The sequence below is a fragment of the Streptomyces sp. NPDC048521 genome (assembly GCF_043199855.1).
Taxonomy (GTDB): domain Bacteria; phylum Actinomycetota; class Actinomycetes; order Streptomycetales; family Streptomycetaceae; genus Streptomyces.
The window spans coordinates 590,229-606,909 of record NZ_JBICWR010000002.1; the positions used below are offsets into that span (position 1 = coordinate 590,229).

Consider the following 16,681-nt stretch of genomic DNA (forward strand, 5'->3'; position numbering starts at 1 on the left):
CTGCGGGGCGCGGGGCGGTAGCGGCTGCGCCGCGTGGCGCGACCAGCCGCAGCGGCCCGCGACGTGCCTAGGCCGTCCCACTGATCCGCGGCAGGGAGGTGACCCCTGCGCCGGACGACACCGCCGGCGGCTGCTCCCCGGAGGGCTTCGCGTGGGAGGCCGACGGCCGCGCGGAGCGCAGCCGGTAACTCACCGCCTCGTCCAGCGTCACCGGCCGCTGCATCTGCGAAGCGAGCCGCCCCGCCTCCTGACCGAGCCGCGCGACATCCTCCCAGGGAAGCCGTACCACCAAGGACAGCTCGGCCTCACCGTCGGGCAGAGCATGCATCGCCGAGACCTGCGGAGCGTTCGTCATCGCCTGATCCTCACGTCGGTTGACCACACATACGCACGGCCGCCCGGCGGCGTTCACCGATTCGCGCGCCGCATCGCGGGCACTACTTCTGTGTGGTCATCCCCGTCCATGACGTGAACCCGGTGCGCCGCACCCCCTGGGTGACGTACGCGCTCATCGCCGTCAACGTCCTCGTGTTCATCACCACGCCCGGCATAGCCGGTTCCGTGGCCGGCTCCAGCGACCTGGCGCAGCTGTGTCATCTGCACGCCTTCATGGACCGCTACGCGGCCGTCCCCAAGGAGCTGATCCACCATCAGTTGCCTCGGGTGGTGCCCACGGGCGAGGTGGGCCTGGGTCCGCACGGCCCGGGCTGTGTCGTGAGCCCGCCGGCCTACGACAAGTCACCCGCGCTGTCGGTCTTCACGGCGATGTTCCTGCACGGCGGCTGGCTGCACCTGCTGGGCAACATGCTCTTCCTGCTGATCTTCGGCAACAACGTCGAGGACCGGATGGGCCACATCCGCTACTTCCTCTTCTACATCGTCTGCGGCTACGCGGCCGGCTACGGCTTCGCGCTGCTCAACGCCTCCTCCGGCGATCCGCTGATCGGCGCGTCCGGCGCGATCGCCGGGGTCCTCGGCGCCTATCTGGTGCTGTACCCGAAGGCGAGGGTCTGGGTCCTCGTCCCGTTCCTGGTCTTCCTGCCGCTGAGGCTGCCCGCCTGGGTGGTGCTCGGCTTCTGGTTCGGGCTCCAGGCGGTGTACTCCTCCGGGCACGGCGTCTCCGGCGCCGGAACCGTGGCGTACGCGGCCCATGTGGCCGGGTTCGTGGCGGGCATGCTGCTGGCCTGGCCGCTCAAGCCCGGCACGCCTCCGCCGCCGGAGCCGCCCGGCCTGCTGTTCGGCAGGCGGGCGCGGCCCCACTACACCTGGTGAGTCGGCTGCCGAGTCAGCGCGCGGTGGCGGTGTGGACGTACTCCACGAGCCGGGTCAGCGCGTCCGGGTCGGTGTTCGGCATGACGCCATGGCCGAGGTTGAAGACGTGGCCCTCCAGACCGGCGGCCGCGTCCAGCACCTCGCGGGCCTTGGTCTCGACGGTGTCCTTGTCGGTGAACAGGACCGTGGGGTCGAGGTTGCCCTGGAGCGCCTTGCCGGGACCGACACGGCGCGCGGCCTCGTCGAGCGGGACGCGCCAGTCGACGCCGACGACGTCCGCGCCGGCCTCGCCCATGAGGCCCAGCAGCTCACCGGTGCCGACGCCGAAGTGGATGCGCGGGACGCCGTACCCGGCGACGGCCTGGAAGACCTTCGCCGAGGCGGGCATGACCGAGTTCCGGTAGTCGGCGGGGGCCAGGGCGCCCGCCCAGGAGTCGAACAGCTGGACCGCGCTCGCGCCGGCCTCGATCTGCACCTTCAGGAAGGCGGCCGTGATGTCGGCGAGGCGGTCGAGCAGGTCGGCCCACAGCTCGGGGTCGCCGTACATCATCGCCTTGGCGTTCTCGTACGTGCGGGAGGGGCCGCCCTCGACCAGGTAGCTCGCGAGGGTGAAGGGCGCGCCGGCGAAACCGATCAGCGGGGTGGCGCCCAGCTCCTGGACGAGCAGGCCGATGGCCTCGGTGACGTAGGAGACGTCCTCGGGGGTGAGGTCGCGCAGCCGGGCCAGGTCGGCGCGGGTGCGGATCGGCTGCTCGACGACCGGGCCGACGCCGGGCTTGATGTCGAGGTCGAGGCCGATGGCCTTGAGCGGGACGACGATGTCGCTGAAGTAGATCGCCGCGTCCACGTTGTGCCGGCGCACCGGCTGCAGGGTGATCTCGGTGACCAGCTCGGGCCGCATGCAGGACTCGAGCATCGGGACGCCCTCGCGTACCTTGCGGTACTCGGGAAGGGAGCGGCCGGCCTGGCGCATGAACCACACGGGGGTGTGCGGCACGGCTTCGCGCCTGCACGCCTTGAGGAAGGCGCTGTCGTACGTTGCTGTCGGCTGCTGGCCCGAGGGGCTTCCGTTGGCACTCACGACGGCAAGTCTCGCACGGTCGCGCGCGCAGAAGTGCTGCCGGCCTTCGGGGGTGTCCCTCCCTGCGTGCGGGCCCCGTTCCCCTTACTCTTCCCCGCATGGCTGCGGCTCAGGGACGACTGTCGGACGGCGCTGACGGAATGGACGACGCGGAGGACACCGCGCAGGGGCGGGCGGGCGGTGGGCTGCCGCCCGTGTTCCGGGCCGCGGTCGACGCACTGCGGACCGCGCGGGTGCGGCCGCAGGTCGAGGTGGAGCCGACACCCGCGCCTCAGCGGCTCGCCCCGTACGCGTACGCGCTGGAGGCCGTGGTGGTCGACGGCGAGCAGGAGCTGGCCGACGGGCGGCTGGTGCTGCTGCACGACCCGGCCGGTCATGAGGCCTGGCGGGGTACGTTCCGGCTGGTGACGCTGGTGCGCGCGGAGCTGGAGCCGGAGATGGCGGCCGATCCGCTGCTGCCCGAGGTGTGCTGGTCGTGGCTGACGGGAGCGCTGCAGGCGCGCGGGCTCGGCTACGGCGAGCCGAGCGGCACGATCACGCGCGCGAGTTCGCACTACTTCGGCGGGCTGGCGGAGCGGCCGGCCGCCTCGCAGATCGAGATCCGGGCCTCCTGGACGCCCCGCGAGGGCCTCGGCGGGGTGCCGGACACGGCCGCCCACCTGGCCTCCTGGTGCGATCTGCTGGCCCAGGTCGGGGGGCTGCCGCCGGCCGGTCCGGGCGACGCCTCCGTGGTCACCCTGCCGCAGCGCAGGGACCCGCAGTCGCGGTGACCTGACCACCGCCTTCCCACGGGTTCATCCGCACGGACGCCTCATTGACCCTCTCTTTGTCGATACGGCCACTTTCCGCACTCGAATCGCACTCGCTCGAACCGACTCGATCTTCGGATGATCGATCGCGTGTCCGAATTGCACAGATTGTTACTCACTAGATCGTGATCATTCTCTAAAGGCGGACGAGTTTGCTGCCGAAGACGACTGTGACCTTGAAAGCACGTTCGTCCCGGCTACCTCCCCACCAGCCGGCCCCGTCCCCCACCCAGGAGGCCTGGTGTCCGTTCTCCTCGAGCAGCCCGCAAGCCTGGTCGCCTACCGCCCGAACAAGCCCACCGCCATGGTGGTCGTGGCCGACCCGCGCGTCCGCTCCACCGTCACGCGCCATCTGTGGGCGCTCGGCGTGCGCGATGTCATCGAAGCCTCGTCCATCGCGGAGGCTCGTCCCCGCATCGGCAACCCGCGCGACATCTGTGTCGCCGACGTCCACCTGCCCGACGGCTCCGGCCTGACCCTGCTGTCCGAGACCCGCGCCGCCGGCTGGCCCAACGGGCTGGCCCTCTCCGCCGCCGACGACATCGGCGCGGTCCGCAACGCCCTGGCCGGAGGGGTCAAGGGCTACGTCGTCACCGGCACCCGCACCAACATCGGCCTGCCCGCCCGGCCCGGCGCCGCTCCCCTCGGTGCCGCCGCCCGGATGCACCGCCGCCCCCCGGGTGCCCCGAGCCACCCGGGCGGCTACCGGGAGCTGTCCGGGCGGGAGGTCGAGGTGCTCCGGCTGGTCGCGGAAGGCCAGTCGAACAAGGCGATCGGCGTCTCCATGGGCCTGTCCGCCCTCACCGTCAAGAGCCACCTGGCCCGCATCGCCCGCAAGCTCGGCACCGGTGACCGCGCGGGCATGGTGGCCGTGGCCCTGCGCACCGGCATCATCCACTGAGCCCCGCGCATCGCCCCTTCGGGGGAACCACCGGTTCCGTCACATGAACCGGCGGTTTCACCGGGCTGACTGGTTTACGACCCTCGGGCGCCCGTCGACGGAACGTTCCGGCGACGGGCGCCGTCCACTCACCGATACGCTTGACAGGTGACCGACGCCCAAGACACCGCAGCAGACAGTGCCCTGCGCACCCACGGAGGCACGCCTCCGGACGACGCCGGATCTTCTGTGATGGGGGCGCCGACTCCACTCCTCGAACCCCGCGAGGGCGTTCCGCCGGTGATCGCCGACGAGTCCGCCCTCGCCGAGGTGATCGCCGCCTTCGCGGCCGGCTCGGGCCCCGTCGCCGTGGACGCCGAGCGCGCCTCCGGCTACCGCTACGGCCAGCGCGCCTACCTGGTGCAGCTGCGCCGCGAGGGTTCCGGCACCGCGCTGATCGACCCCGTCGCCTGCCCCGACCTGTCCGGTCTCGGCGAGGCGCTGTCCGGGGTCGAGTGGGTGCTGCACGCGGCCACCCAGGACCTGCCCTGCCTGCGGGAGATAGGCATGGTCCCGGCCCGGCTCTTCGACACCGAGCTGGCCGGCCGGCTCGCCGGGTTCCCGCGCGTCGGCCTCGGCGCCATGGTCGAGGGCGTCCTCGGCTTCGTCCTGGAGAAGGGCCACTCCGCCGTCGACTGGTCCACCCGGCCACTGCCCGAACCGTGGCTGCGTTACGCGGCCCTGGACGTGGAACTCCTCGTCGACCTGCGGGACGCGCTGGAGAAGGAGCTGGACCGGCAGGGCAAGCTGGAGTGGGCCCTGCAGGAGTTCGAGGCGATCGCGGCGGCACCGCCCGCCGAGCCCCGTAAGGATCCCTGGCGCCGGACGTCCGGGATGCACAAGGTGCGGCGGCGCAGGCAGCTGGCCGTCGTACGGGAGCTGTGGCAGACCCGGGACCGCATCGCTCAGCGGCGGGACGTGTCGCCGGGCAAGGTGCTGAGCGACGCGGCCATCGTCGAGGCGGCGCTCGCCCTGCCGTCCAGCGCGCACGCCCTCGCCGCGCTCAACGGGTTCGGGCACCGGATGGGCCGGCGGCAGCTGGAGCAGTGGCAGGCGGCCGTGGACCGGGCGAAGGCCCTTCCGGACACGGCGCTGCCGCAGCCCGGGCAGGCGGTGACCGGGCCGCCGCCGCCGCGTGCGTGGGCCGACAAGGACCCGGCCGCCGCGGCTCGGTTGTCCGCGGCGCGGGCGGGGGTGTCGGCGTTGGCCGAGCAGCTCACCATGCCTCAGGAGAATCTGGTCTCTCCGGACACGGTGCGGCGGATCTGCTGGGAGCCGCCGTCCGCGGACGCCGAGGCCGTGGGGGCCGCGCTCGCGGGGTACGGTGCGCGGGCCTGGCAGGTGGAGCTGGTCACGCCTGTGCTGGTCGCCGCACTGGCCGGGACCGCGGCCTAGCCGCCGTAGCGCATCTCGAACGGCGGCGGCGGGCCCGATGCGGCTGGTCGCGCGGTTCCCCGCGCCCTCGACAGGGCGCCATCGGTGCGTCGAGATCAAGCCATACCGTCGCGCGCGGCGGTCGCGGTGGCTGATCGCCGGTGTGACGTTCGCCGCTCCCCCCGGCAGGACTGTGCAGCTACGTTACTCATAAGTAGCATGGGTTCTGAGCGCGCGCTCAGCGCATCGCAGCAGTGCCATCCCGCACCCTGGAGGAGAGCCATCGTGCCTCGTACCGTCAGGGACGTCGTCTTCGTAGACGGCGTCCGCACCCCGTTCGGCAAGGCGGGCCCGAAGGGCATCTACCACGAGACCCGCGCCGACGACCTTGTCGTGAAGGCGATCCGGGAGCTGCTGCGCCGCAACCCCGGTCTGGACCCGAAGAAGATCGACGAGGTCGCCATCGCCGCGACCACGCAGATCGGTGACCAGGGCCTGACCATCGGCCGTACCGCCGGCATCCTGGCCGGTCTGCCGCAGTCCGTGCCCGGCTACTCCATCGACCGCATGTGCGCCGGCGCCCTGACCGCCGTCACCACGGTCGCCGGTTCCGTCGCCTTCGGTGCCTACGACGTCGCCATCGCCGGCGGTGTCGAGCACATGGGCCGCCACCCGATGGGCGAGGGCGTGGACCCCAACCCGCGCTTCGTCAGCGAGAAGCTGGTCGACGAGTCGGCCCTGTTCATGGGCATGACCGCGGAGAACCTGCACGACCGCTACCCGCGGATCACCAAGCTGCGCGCCGACGAGTACGCGGTGCGCTCGCAGGAGAAGGCCGCCAAGGCGTACGCCAACGGCAAGATCCAGGCCGACCTGGTGCCGATCTCGGTGCGCCGCACGAACGCGGAGGCCGGTGAGACGGGCTGGGGCCTGGTCACCGCCGACGAGCCGATGCGCCCGGGCACCACGCTGGAGAACCTCTCCGGTCTCAAGACGCCGTTCCGCGTGCACGGCCGGGTCACCGCCGGTAACGCGGCCGGTCTGAACGACGGCGCCACCGCCTCGCTCATCGCCTCCGAGGACTTCGCCCGGGAGAACAACCTGCCGGTCAAGATGCGCCTCGTCTCCTACGCCTTCGCGGGCGTGGAGCCGGAGGTCATGGGCTACGGCCCGATCCCGGCCACGGAGAAGGCCCTCGCGCAGGCCGGGCTGAGCATCTCCGACATCGGTCTCTTCGAGATCAACGAGGCCTTCGCCGTCCAGGTCCTGGCCTTCCTCGACCACTACGGCATCGCGGACGACGACGAGCGCGTCAACCAGTACGGCGGCGCGATCGCCTTCGGTCACCCGCTCGCCTCCTCCGGCGTCCGTCTGATGACGCAGCTGGCCCGGCAGTTCGAGGAGCAGCCGCAGGTCCGCTACGGCCTGACCACCATGTGCGTCGGCTTCGGCATGGGCGCGACGGTCATCTGGGAGAACCCGCACTTCGACGGAGGCGACAAGTGAGCACCACCGCTGAACTCCTGAAGGGCGCGGCCGAGCTGTTCCCGGACGAGGTCGTCACGCAGGCGCACGTACGGCACTTCGACCTGCCGTTCGGTGCCGGGCGCTTCGCGCTGATCACGCTGGACAACGGCCTGGACCACACCAAGCCGACCACCTTCGGACCGCAGTCGCTGGCGAACCTCAACACCGCGATCGACCAGGTCGAGAAGGAGGCCGCGGACGGCGGCATCGTCGGCGTCGGTGTCACCGGCAAGCCGTTCATCTTCGCGGTCGGCGCCGACCTCAAGGGCGTCGAGCTGCTGAAGAAGCACGAGGACGCGCTCGCCATCGGCAAGGGCGGCCACGAGGTCTTCAAGCGCCTCGCCGGCCTCGCGGTCCCGACCTTCGCCTACTACAACGGCGCGGCCATGGGCGGCGGCGTCGAGGTCGGTCTGCACTGCACCTACCGGACCGTCTCCAAGGCGATCCCGGCGTTCTCGCTGCCCGAGGTCTTCCTCGGTCTCGTCCCCGGCTGGGGCGGCTGCACGCTGCTGCCGAACCTGATCGGCGCCGACAAGGCCGTCTCGGTCATCATCGAGAACTCCCTGAACCAGAACAAGCAGCTCAAGGGCAAGCAGGTCTTCGAGCTGGGCATCGCCGACGCCCTGTTCGAGGGCGCCGACTTCCTGGAGCAGTCGCTGATCTGGACCGCCCAGGTGCTCAAGGGCGACATCGAGGTCGAGCGCCCGGTGATCGACCGCGGCGAGGCCTGGGACCAGGCCGTCGCCAAGGGCCGGTTCATCGCGGACTCCAAGGTGCACGGGGCGGCCCCGGCCGCCTACCGCGCCCTGGACATCATCGCCGCCGCCAAGAACGGCGACCTCCAGCAGGGCTACGACGCCGAGGACCAGGCCCTCGCCGACCTGATCATGGGTGGCGAGCTGCGCTCCGGCATCTACGCGTTCAACCTCGTCCAGAAGCGCGGCAAGCGTCCCGCCGGCGCCCCGGACAAGAACCTGGCCCGCCCGGTCACCAAGGTCGGCGTCGTCGGCGCCGGTCTGATGGCCTCGCAGCTCGCCCTGCTCTTCCTGCGCCGCCTCGAGGTGCCGGTCGTGCTGACCGACATCGACCAGGAGCGCGTCGACAAGGGTGTGGGCTACGTCCACGCCGAGATCGAGAAGCTGCTCGGCAAGGGCCGCATCAACCAGGACAAGGCCAACCGCCTCAAGGCGCTGGTGACCGGCGTCCTGGACAAGGCCGAGGGCTTCTCGGACGCCGACTTCATCATCGAGGCGGTCTTCGAGGAGATCGGCGTCAAGCAGCAGGTGTTCGCGGAGGTAGAGGCGGTCGCCCCGGCGCACGCGATCCTCGCCACCAACACCTCGTCCCTGTCGGTGACGGAGATGGCCTCGAAGCTCAAGAACCCCGAGCGCGTCGTGGGCTTCCACTTCTTCAACCCGGTGGCCGTCCTCCCGCTGCTGGAGATCGTCCGCGGCGAGAAGACCGACGACGCGTCCCTGGCGACCGCGTTCGCCGTCGCCAAGAAGCTGAAGAAGACCGCGGTGCTGGTCAAGGACGCCCCGGCGTTCGTCGTGAACCGCATCCTGACCCGCTTCATGGGCGAGATCCAGAACGTCATCGACGAGGGCACCCCCGTCGAGGTCGCCGAGAAGGCCGTCGAGCCGCTCGGTCTGCCGATGTCCCCGCTGGTGCTGCTGGAGCTGGTCGGCCCGGCGATCGGCCTGCACGTCTCCGAGACGCTGCACGGCGCGTTCCCGGACCGCTTCACGGTCTCCCCCAACCTCAAGGCGGTCGTCGAGGCGGGCAAGCGCGGCTTCTACGTCTACGACAGCGGCAAGCCGGAGCTGGACCCGGAGGTCGCCGCGCTGCTGAAGCAGGGCGATGTCGTCCTGACCGAGGAGCAGGTGCGGGCTCGCGTGCTCGACGCGGTGGCGCAGGAGATCGGGCTCATGCTCGACGAGGGTGTCGTCGCCGAGGCCCAGGACATCGACCTGTGCCTGATCACGGGCGCCGGCTGGCCCTTCCACCTGGGCGGCATCACGCCGTACCTGGACCGCGAGGGTGTCTCGGAGCGCGTGAACGGCAAGCGGTTCCTGGCTCCGGGCGTGGCGTCGGTCCCGGCGTGACGGTCGTAGGGATGTGAGGAGGGCCTCCGCCACTCGGGCGGAGGCCCTCCTTCTTTCGTCGCCCGTGCCGGTCAGGAACGCCAGGGGCCCAGCGGGCTGCCCACCGCCGGGGACAGCTGCCGGCGGACGTGCAGCCGGCCGTCCGTGCCGATGACGGCGACGACCAGCGCGCCCGTCGCGTCGTACGCCATCGCGGGGGCGTGGGCGAACATCTCGCCCGACTCGTGCCAGTGCGTGCCGGAGACCTTCCTGTCCCGGTCGGGCAGGGAGACCACGAGCCGGCCGCGGCTGCCGCGATGGGCCAGGAAGGCCTCGCGGGCGCCGCGTTCCGGCGCCCACAGCGCGGCGACCGCTCCGGTGCCGCCGTGACCGCCGAGCCCGGCACCGGATCCGGGCCAACGGCCGTCGGCGTGCTGGCGGTAGGCCATGACCTGCTGGGTGCCGGCCTCCCGGAAGTACAGGCAGGTGCGGCCGGCACCGGAGTCGACGGCGGTGATCCCGCCGGTGGCCGGCCGGCCCGTCTGCAGGGTCTCGTCGAGGAGGAACGGTCCGCCGGGTTCGGCCTGGTGCCAGCGCCACACCGAGTTCTTGCCGGGCACGTACAGCTCCACGGTGCCGCGTTCGGTGGTCAGGGCGGTGCCCGCGTCCTGGACGAAGGTGCCGCCGAGGTCCTGCCACGGCCCCCAGGTGCCGTCGGTGTCGCGACGGCGCAGGCTGATGCCCTGCTCGAAGGTGCGGACGAAGACGTAGAGCCGGCCGGCCGCGTCGACCGCGGCGGACGGCACGCCCAGCTCACGCTGCCGGCGTCCGTCGCCGTGCACCCAGTCGGGGTTCTCCAGGGTCTGCCAGCCGCTGAACCCGTTGCCGCCGGGGTCCTGGACGGTGTGCACGACGTCCACGGTCACCCCGCCGCCGACCACGTGCTGGCGGCGCAGGCCGACGAGTTCGGCCGGACCGCCGGGCAGTCCGGCCACGGCGAGGGTCGGCCCGATCCAGCCGTCGCCGAGGACGTACGGGCCCTTCCACTCGCCGCCGGCCGGTGCGGTCTCCGTCCAGAACGCGAGCCGGCCGCTCAGCACCGCGAAGGCGTTGAGCCGTCCGCCCGGCCCGAGGCGCAGCCAGTCGGTGGTGGGCGAGTAGCGGTAGGCGGCGCTCATCATGTGCGTGCTGCGGTACGGGTTCGGGCCCAGTTGCCGGTCGCCACAGGTCTGGCAGGTGCCGTGCGGGCAGACCGTGGGGGCGTCGAGCCCGCTGTAGGTGGCCAGGTACTCGGCCTTCTCCGCGACGGCGGCGGAGTCGAGGTTGTAGCCCCAGAACCGGTTGGCGTACGCGCGGTAGTGCTCGACGACCGGGTTGTGGCCCTCCTCCCGGTGGCGGGCCAGGGCGGCCAGCGCGAACTGCGTGGTGGTGGTGTGGTCGACGTGGTCGGAGCAGACGTACTCGGTGCGGCCGCCGTCGTGTTCCGGGTCGGGGTCCATGGTGCGCACCGTCGTGGGGCGGACATGCCCGAGCAGCGCGACCAGGGCGTTGATCACCTGCTCCCGGCTGATGTGCTGGACCTCGCCGACGGTGCAGCCGTGCACCGGCAGCGTGGCCTGGGTGCGCAGGGCGCCCTCCCACAGCTCGTGCAGCCGGGTACGGGTGCCGCGCTCGGTGGGGGCGCCCATGTGCAGCTGGAGGAAGTACAGGCACACGGAGTCGTGGTCGACGAGGGTGAACCGCTCCGCGGCGAACCCCGGTACGAGGTCCACGGGTTCGCGCCGCCAGGGGTGGTCACGGTTCCCGGTGGCCATACGGGCGTACGCCGAGCGCAGCCCGCAGCCGCGCTCGGTGCTGTAGCGGGCGAAGTCGGGCGGCACCGCGGCACGTTGGGGCTCGTTGGTGTCGACGTTGATGCCGTCGGCCTCTCCCGCGGTGACGATCACCGTGGTGATCCGGTCCCCGTCCTGCAGCGAGCGCACCAGGTCCGGGTTCATGAAGTACAGATCGTCGTCCTGGTGAGCGACGATGTGGAGGATCGAGCGGGTGGTCGTGGTCATCGGCCCTCCTCGGGCATCGTGTTCACCAGGGTCGTCGGGGTGCGCGGGCTCATCGGTCCACGACGTTCATCGCCATGGCTCCGGAGGCCGAGCAGTAGGGCCGTACCCACACCGGGCGGGCCGGGTGGACCACGGCGTACGGGGAGGTCTCGTCGCCCACCAGCGGCACCGAGGGGTAGACGTAGGCGCCCTTGACGTCGGGGAAGTCCTCCAGCAGGTGGCAGACTCGCACCTTGCGGCGGTCGAACGGGTCGGGCTGGAGCCACCAGTCCCAGTCCTCCCAGCGCTCCAGGCGGTGGTCGACGACCCGGCGCAACGGGGCCTCGGCCCGGAAGGACTGGCGGCCGAGGACCTCGACGGGCACCGAGAAGGTCCGGCCGTGCCGGCCGCGCCGGCTGACGATGAACAGCGCGCCGGGTTCGATCCGCCGCCCGCCGCACAGCACGCCGCGCAGGCGGACGGCGCCGTCGCCCACCTCCACGCCGGTGCACTCGGCGTGTTCCTCGCGCAGCACGGTGCGCAGCATCAGCCGGCCGTTGGGCTGGGCGTAGGGCAGGTTCCAGCCGACCGGGCCGGCCGGGGGGCGGGCGACCAGGCGGGCGCGGGCGTCGATGAGGGCGCGGGTGTCGCGGACACCGGCCTTCATGTGCACGGGCGAGGACTTGGCGGAGGCCATGGTGACCTGCCAGCGTCCGTCGCCGAGGTCGTCGAGGGCCGACGGGGTGACGACGGCGGTGTAGCGGGTGCCGCCGTTGTCCAGGTCCTTGCGGGAGGTGCGCAGCGGGACGTCGGGGCGGCGGTCGCCGTCGGCGGGCTTGTGGCGCAGCACGAACTGCCAGCGGCGGCGGCCCTCGGCGGGGCCGTCGGCGCTGAACCGCAGCCAGCCGGCGTCGTCGGCGGTGACGTCGACGGTGGCCGCGCCGATCGCGGCCGGGGGCACGGTCGGCTGGTCGCCGCCGGTCTTCCGCACGGCGGCGGGGGCACGGTAGCCCCGCTCGGCGGCGGCGCGGCGGCGGGCGGCGTCCTCGAACAGCTCGACGTAGCGGCCGGCCACGGCCGCCGGGTCGTAGCGGGTGGCGTTGCGCAGGGCGGCGGCGCCCATGGTGCGGCGCAGCGGTTCGTCGGCCATGAGGCGGCGCAGCCCCCAGGCGATCGACTCGACGTCGCCGTTGGGCACGAGGAAGCCGTCCTCGCCGTCGCGCAGGATCTCCCGGGGGCCGACGGGGCAGTCGGTGGAGACCACGGGCAGGCCGCAGCGCATCGCCTCGACCAGCGTCATGCCGAACGACTCGGCGCTGGAGGTGACGGCCGCGATGGAGCCCTTGGCCCACTCGGACTCGATGGGCGAGAAGCCGCCCATGAGCAACGCCTGTCCGGTCAGGCCGAGTTCGGTGACCAGGGCGCGCAGCTTGCCGGCCTCGCCGCCGTCGCCGTAGATGCGCAGCTGCCAGTCGGGGAACTCCTCGGCCAGTCGGCCGAAGGCGCGGATCAGCAGGTCGTACCGCTTGATGTGGTGCATGCGGCCCGCGCTGACGACGACCTTGCGGGAGCAGTCGGAGGGCTCGACGGACGGCTCGGGCACGCTGTTGGGGATGCCGACCACGGGGATGCCGGGGATCGGTGTGTTCTCCATGAAGGAGCGGGCGTCGGCCTCGGTGACCGTCGTGATGGCGTCGAGGCGCGGGTAGACCCGGGCCATCTCCGCGCGCACCGCCGGCGGGATGGCCAGGTGGGTCATGTGCTCCTGGGCCACGCGCAGGGCGCCGTCGCGGGTGTGGGCGGCGACGAAGAGGTTGAGGCTGGGGCGGGTGCCGACCACCACGTCGGCGGAGGTCCGCTGCAGTTCGCGGATGATGCGTCCGTCGGTGAACCTGCTGTACTGGGCGTAGAACTCCTCCTGGCGCGGCACCACTTCGCTGGGTTCGGCGCTGCCGGCGGCGCCCCGGTCGGCGGAGCCCGGGCGCAGGTCGACCAGGGCGCGGACGGTGACGCGCGGCGAGATCTCGAACTTGGTGGCCGTCGCACGCCGGAAGACCGAGACGATCTCCACCTCGTGGTGGACGGCGAGGGCCTCGGCGAGGTTGATGACCGTGCGGTTGGTGCCGCCGATGCCGTAGATGTTGTTGATCAGGAAGGAGATCTTCAACGGACCTCACTCTCCTTCCGCTCGAAGGGGGACGGCACGGGGTAGTACGCCCGCAGGAACCGGCTCAGCATCGCCGTCTGGCGCTCGACGTCATGGCCGTCGGAGAGGGTGTCGTTGATGCAGAACGCCTGCCGGTCGCGGCGGGCCAGCAGGATGCCGAGCCGGCGCTGGATCTCCGGCTTGGCCAGGTCGAGGTAGGCGAAGGTGATGTGGGAGGGCACGGCGCGGCCGGTGAAGTAGGCGTAGTAGTGGTACAGCGAGGACGGGATGGAGATGTCGCTGGCGCTGCGGAACCGGCTGTGCGAGGTCTGCCGGTGCTCGGCGGCGAACTCGCGTTCGATCTCCGCCAGCACGCTGCGGCGCAGCGCGTACGGGGCGTGCCGCAGCTTCTGCACGATGGCGGTGCCGAAGTGGTCCTGCAGCAGGCGCCGGTTGTTCTTGCCGGCCGCGTCGACCGGGCGGTCCACGGGGCTCGGGTCCCACCGGGGCACCTGGGACGGCGAGAAGAAGGTGCGGGTCATGCCGTTGGACAGGAAGAAGTCCTGCGGGGTGACGGGGCTGCCCAGGAACATGTCGTCGTTGAAGTAGAGGAAGTGCTCGGACAGCCCCTTGATGTGGTGCAGGCGGCTTTCGATGGCGTGCGAGTTGAAGGTGGGCAGCGCGGCCGGGTCGTCGAAGATCTCCGAGTGGTCGACGACGGTGATGCGCGGATGACCCTCGTTGAGCCAGGCCGGGCGCTGACGGTCCGTCACCAGGTAGACGTGGCGCACCCAGGGGGCGTTCTGCTCCAGTGCGCGCAGGGAGTAGCGCAGTTCGTCGCGGCTGATGTAGCGGGCGGCGTTCGCGGACTCGGAGTGGTAGCCGGCCACGCCGTAGGCGCCGCGCCGCCGCTGCCAGTCCGGGTCACTGCCGTCGACCCAGGTGTAGACGACGTCCACGGGGAACCGCACGTCCTCGGGCAGGGGGTCGGCGCACGGCCGGATGGTGCGCACCGAGCGGGTACGACGGGTGTGCAGGGCGGCGAAGCCGGTGAGCCGGCTGACGGGAACGGTGACGCGGGGCTCGTCGAGGGCGACGTCCTCGGTGACGCGGTTGGGCCGCGGGGCGAGCAGACGGCCGTCCTCGGGCCGCCAGAACTCGAGGTCGCAGCCGTGTTCCAGGCCGAGGACCAGGGAGCCGGCCGGGTCGCTCCACACCATGCCGACCCGCAGCACGGCCGCCTGGTGGGCCAGCTGCCGGCCACCGCGCGAGCCGGCCAGCACGGTGCGGCCCTGCGCGGCATCGCCTCGGCAGGCCCGCAGATACAAGGGGCTGCGGTCGGCGCAGCGCTCGAGCACCTGGCCGACCCGGTCGCGGTCGGCCTCGGCGACGGCGAGGCAGGAGCGGAAGTCGGAGGCGCCGCGCACGGCGAAGTAGTCGACGCCGGCCTCCTCCAGGGCGGTGACGACGAGTTCGAGGTTGGCCTCGCGCAGGCCGAGCGGCGACACGGTCGGCCGGACCAGGGCGATCCGGGCGCCGTGCCCGGCGAGCGCGGCCAGCCGCTCGCCGGCGCCGAACAGGTGCGGCCAGCGGCGGCGGGCCCGTGCGCCGCGCAGCAGGCGGGCACCCAGGTTGACGGTGTGCAGCCGGCGCAGCAGTTGCTTGAGCGCCATGCGCAGCCGCAGCGGCACCCGGCGTGCGACACGGCGTCTGAGGCCCGCGGGTACCAGGATCCGGTACGCGCCGACCGCGGCGGACGCCTCGGGGTTGCCCATGCTCACGACTGGCTGCCCGCCCCGTCGAGCCGGCCGGAGGGCCGGTCGCCCTCGAAGACGCTGGGAACCGGGAAGTAGCGGTGCAGGAAGCGCACCACGGTCTTGGTGCCGCCGCGGGCGCTCGCCTCGGCGGTGCCCAGTCCGAAGAACTGGATCTGCTGGATGTCGCGGCGTACCAGCAGCCGGTCCAGGTGGGTGCCGATGCCGGGGAGCGCGGCGTGCAGGGCCACGGACGCCTCGCCGGAGGGGTCGGCGAGGCCGGCGGTGTGCCAGACGTGGTGGACCACGCCGTCCAGCGAGTGGGTGCCGGGTACGGCGGGCAGCCGCTGCCCGTCCTCCAGGGGCAGCGGTTCGACGCCGGACTCGGCCAGCCGGGCGAACGCCTCTGCGCGGTGCGGCTGGGGGCCGTGCGCGTAACCGTGGGCGGCGACCCGGCCGGTGGCCGCGTACGCGCTGCGGGTCCAGGGGGCGAAGGACTCCTCGGCGTTCCAGGGGCCGCGCCGGGGCCGGGTCGTGCCGTTCGGGGTGAAGTAGTCGAAGGGACGGACCGGCCGGCCGAGCAGGGCGCCGGGGCGCAGCAGCAGGAACTGCTGGGCGAGGTCCGGCAGCTGGTGCAGGTACCACTCGGCGCCGGGCCGCGCGCGCACCACGCTGAGCCCGTCGCCGGCCCGCAGCCAGGCCGGCGGTTCCTCCTCGGCGACGACATGGACGACGTCCACCCAGGGCGCGTACTGGTGCAGGGAGCGCAGCGCGGCGCGCAGCAGTTCCTCGCCCCACGGTGTGCGGTGCCGCCACAGCAGGACGGCGTCCACCGGGAAGGTGATCTCCTCCAGCCGTACGACGTCGAAGTTCTCCAGCGTGATCGTCGGCTCCAGGTCGCCGTCGATGTCGCAGTAGCCGGACAGCCGGTCCAGGCCGATCTCGATGCCGGGCGCGTCGCTGGGCACCGCGCGCTGGACCCGGTTGGGACGCGGGCCGATCAGCCGTTCCGTGGGCAGGTCGGTGTTGGCGGTCCAGAACTCGATCTCGATGCCCTGGTCCTCGCCCACCCAGAGGTTCTCGGTGGGTTCGGTGCGCAGCCAGGTCAGGCGGATCACCTTGGCCTTGGCGTAGTGCTTCCACGCCTTCACATGGCTGCCCGGGATGTCCTTGGTGTCGTTCTGGGCCGGTGACACCGAGACGACGTAACCGGTGTGTTCCTCCAGCAGCGCGCGCAGGACGCGGCGGACCGCGCCCTTGTCCTTGTGGTCGACGGCCAGGCTGATCCGCCGGTCGTCGAGGGCCGGGACCGCGAACCAGGGGATGTCGGCGGCGTCCAGCGCGTGGGTGACCAGATCGTGGTCGAGCCGGCGGGCCAGATCGGCGGTCAGGCCGGTGTGGACGTGTCCGATCCGGCCGTCGGGCGCCTTGACGCGGCGCTCGGACCGGCCGAGGCCGGCCCGGCGCACCCGGCGCAGGGCCTTGCGGTGCAGCCGGGCCTCGCGGCGGCTGAGGGTGCGGGCGAGCCGGCGCTTGACCTTGCGCCGCACGCCCACGGGGACCGTGGTCGCGGCGGCGGTGCGCACCGGCTGGGGGACGAGTCGTTTGTAGACGTTGACCGCGGAGCTCATGGACGTCGGGTCCGGCACGTCATG

The 16,681-nt window shown here is 72.3% G+C and carries 12 protein-coding genes; 6 read left to right on the forward strand and 6 right to left on the reverse strand.

What is annotated here, in order from left to right:
* Positions 1–67: 67 nt before the first annotated feature.
* The gene (locus ACGFRF_RS07080) at positions 68–355 is read right to left on the reverse strand and encodes a hypothetical protein (protein ID WP_393737573.1); all 288 of its coding nucleotides are present in this window, start codon (positions 353–355) and stop codon (positions 68–70) included.
* Positions 356–447: 92 nt separating this feature from the next.
* Between ACGFRF_RS07080 and ACGFRF_RS07085 the strand changes: the two genes are divergently transcribed.
* Positions 448–1,272: a rhomboid family intramembrane serine protease gene (locus ACGFRF_RS07085; protein WP_393737574.1), complete on the forward strand. Its 825-nt coding sequence runs from the start codon at positions 448–450 to the stop codon at positions 1,270–1,272.
* Positions 1,273–1,285: 13 nt separating this feature from the next.
* Here the strand turns inward: ACGFRF_RS07085 and hemE are convergent, their stop codons facing one another.
* Positions 1,286–2,353, reverse strand: coding sequence for a uroporphyrinogen decarboxylase (gene hemE / locus ACGFRF_RS07090; protein ID WP_393737575.1), 1,068 nt, complete (start codon positions 2,351–2,353; stop codon positions 1,286–1,288).
* Between the two features lie 98 nt (positions 2,354–2,451).
* Between hemE and ACGFRF_RS07095 the strand changes: the two genes are divergently transcribed.
* The 5 genes from ACGFRF_RS07095 (at position 2,452) to ACGFRF_RS07115 (ending at position 9,108) form a co-directional block, all read left to right on the forward strand.
* The gene (locus ACGFRF_RS07095) at positions 2,452–3,123 is read left to right on the forward strand and encodes a DUF3000 domain-containing protein (RefSeq protein WP_393737576.1); all 672 of its coding nucleotides are present in this window, start codon (positions 2,452–2,454) and stop codon (positions 3,121–3,123) included.
* A gap of 280 nt (positions 3,124–3,403) precedes the next feature.
* Positions 3,404–4,063: a response regulator transcription factor gene (locus ACGFRF_RS07100; protein ID WP_014675646.1), complete on the forward strand. Its 660-nt coding sequence runs from the start codon at positions 3,404–3,406 to the stop codon at positions 4,061–4,063.
* A gap of 147 nt (positions 4,064–4,210) precedes the next feature.
* Entirely contained in the window at positions 4,211–5,497 is a 1,287-nt protein-coding gene (locus tag ACGFRF_RS07105) for a ribonuclease D (RefSeq protein ID WP_393737577.1), read from the forward strand.
* A 264-nt stretch (positions 5,498–5,761) separates the two neighbouring features.
* Positions 5,762–6,982 (forward strand): thiolase family protein, encoded by a 1,221-nt coding sequence (locus tag ACGFRF_RS07110; protein ID WP_393737578.1) that lies wholly within the window; start codon positions 5,762–5,764, stop codon positions 6,980–6,982.
* On the forward strand, positions 6,979–9,108 hold the full coding sequence (locus ACGFRF_RS07115) for a 3-hydroxyacyl-CoA dehydrogenase NAD-binding domain-containing protein (RefSeq protein ID WP_393737579.1): 2,130 nt from the start codon (positions 6,979–6,981) through the stop codon (positions 9,106–9,108). Before ACGFRF_RS07110 ends, ACGFRF_RS07115 begins: the two co-directional genes overlap by 4 nt.
* Positions 9,109–9,179: 71 nt before the next feature.
* Here ACGFRF_RS07115 and ACGFRF_RS07120 read toward each other — a convergent pair whose 3' ends face one another.
* From ACGFRF_RS07120 to ACGFRF_RS07135, 4 genes are read right to left on the reverse strand one after another with little or no spacing between them, the layout of a single operon-like run.
* Positions 9,180–11,147 (reverse strand): hypothetical protein, encoded by a 1,968-nt coding sequence (locus tag ACGFRF_RS07120; RefSeq protein WP_393737580.1) that lies wholly within the window; start codon positions 11,145–11,147, stop codon positions 9,180–9,182.
* A gap of 49 nt (positions 11,148–11,196) precedes the next feature.
* Positions 11,197–13,293, reverse strand: coding sequence for a glycosyltransferase family 4 protein (locus ACGFRF_RS07125; RefSeq protein ID WP_393737581.1), 2,097 nt, complete (start codon positions 13,291–13,293; stop codon positions 11,197–11,199).
* Positions 13,290–15,053: a stealth family protein gene (locus tag ACGFRF_RS07130; RefSeq protein ID WP_393737582.1), complete on the reverse strand. Its 1,764-nt coding sequence runs from the start codon at positions 15,051–15,053 to the stop codon at positions 13,290–13,292. Before ACGFRF_RS07130 ends, ACGFRF_RS07125 begins: the two co-directional genes overlap by 4 nt.
* Positions 15,050–16,675 (reverse strand): sugar phosphotransferase, encoded by a 1,626-nt coding sequence (locus tag ACGFRF_RS07135; RefSeq protein ID WP_393737583.1) that lies wholly within the window; start codon positions 16,673–16,675, stop codon positions 15,050–15,052. Before ACGFRF_RS07135 ends, ACGFRF_RS07130 begins: the two co-directional genes overlap by 4 nt.
* Positions 16,676–16,681: the final 6 nt, after the last annotated feature.

Bases quoted from the DNA above. Each gene is read 5' to 3' on its own strand.
- ACGFRF_RS07095 (WP_393737576.1), top strand. From the start codon at position 2,452: ATGGCTGCGGCTCAGGGACGACTGTCGGACGGCGCTGACGGAATGGAC.
- ACGFRF_RS07080 (WP_393737573.1), bottom strand. From the start codon at position 355: ATGACGAACGCTCCGCAGGTCTCGGCGATGCATGCTCTGCCCGACGGT.
- ACGFRF_RS07120 (WP_393737580.1), bottom strand. From the start codon at position 11,147: ATGACCACGACCACCCGCTCGATCCTCCACATCGTCGCTCACCAGGAC.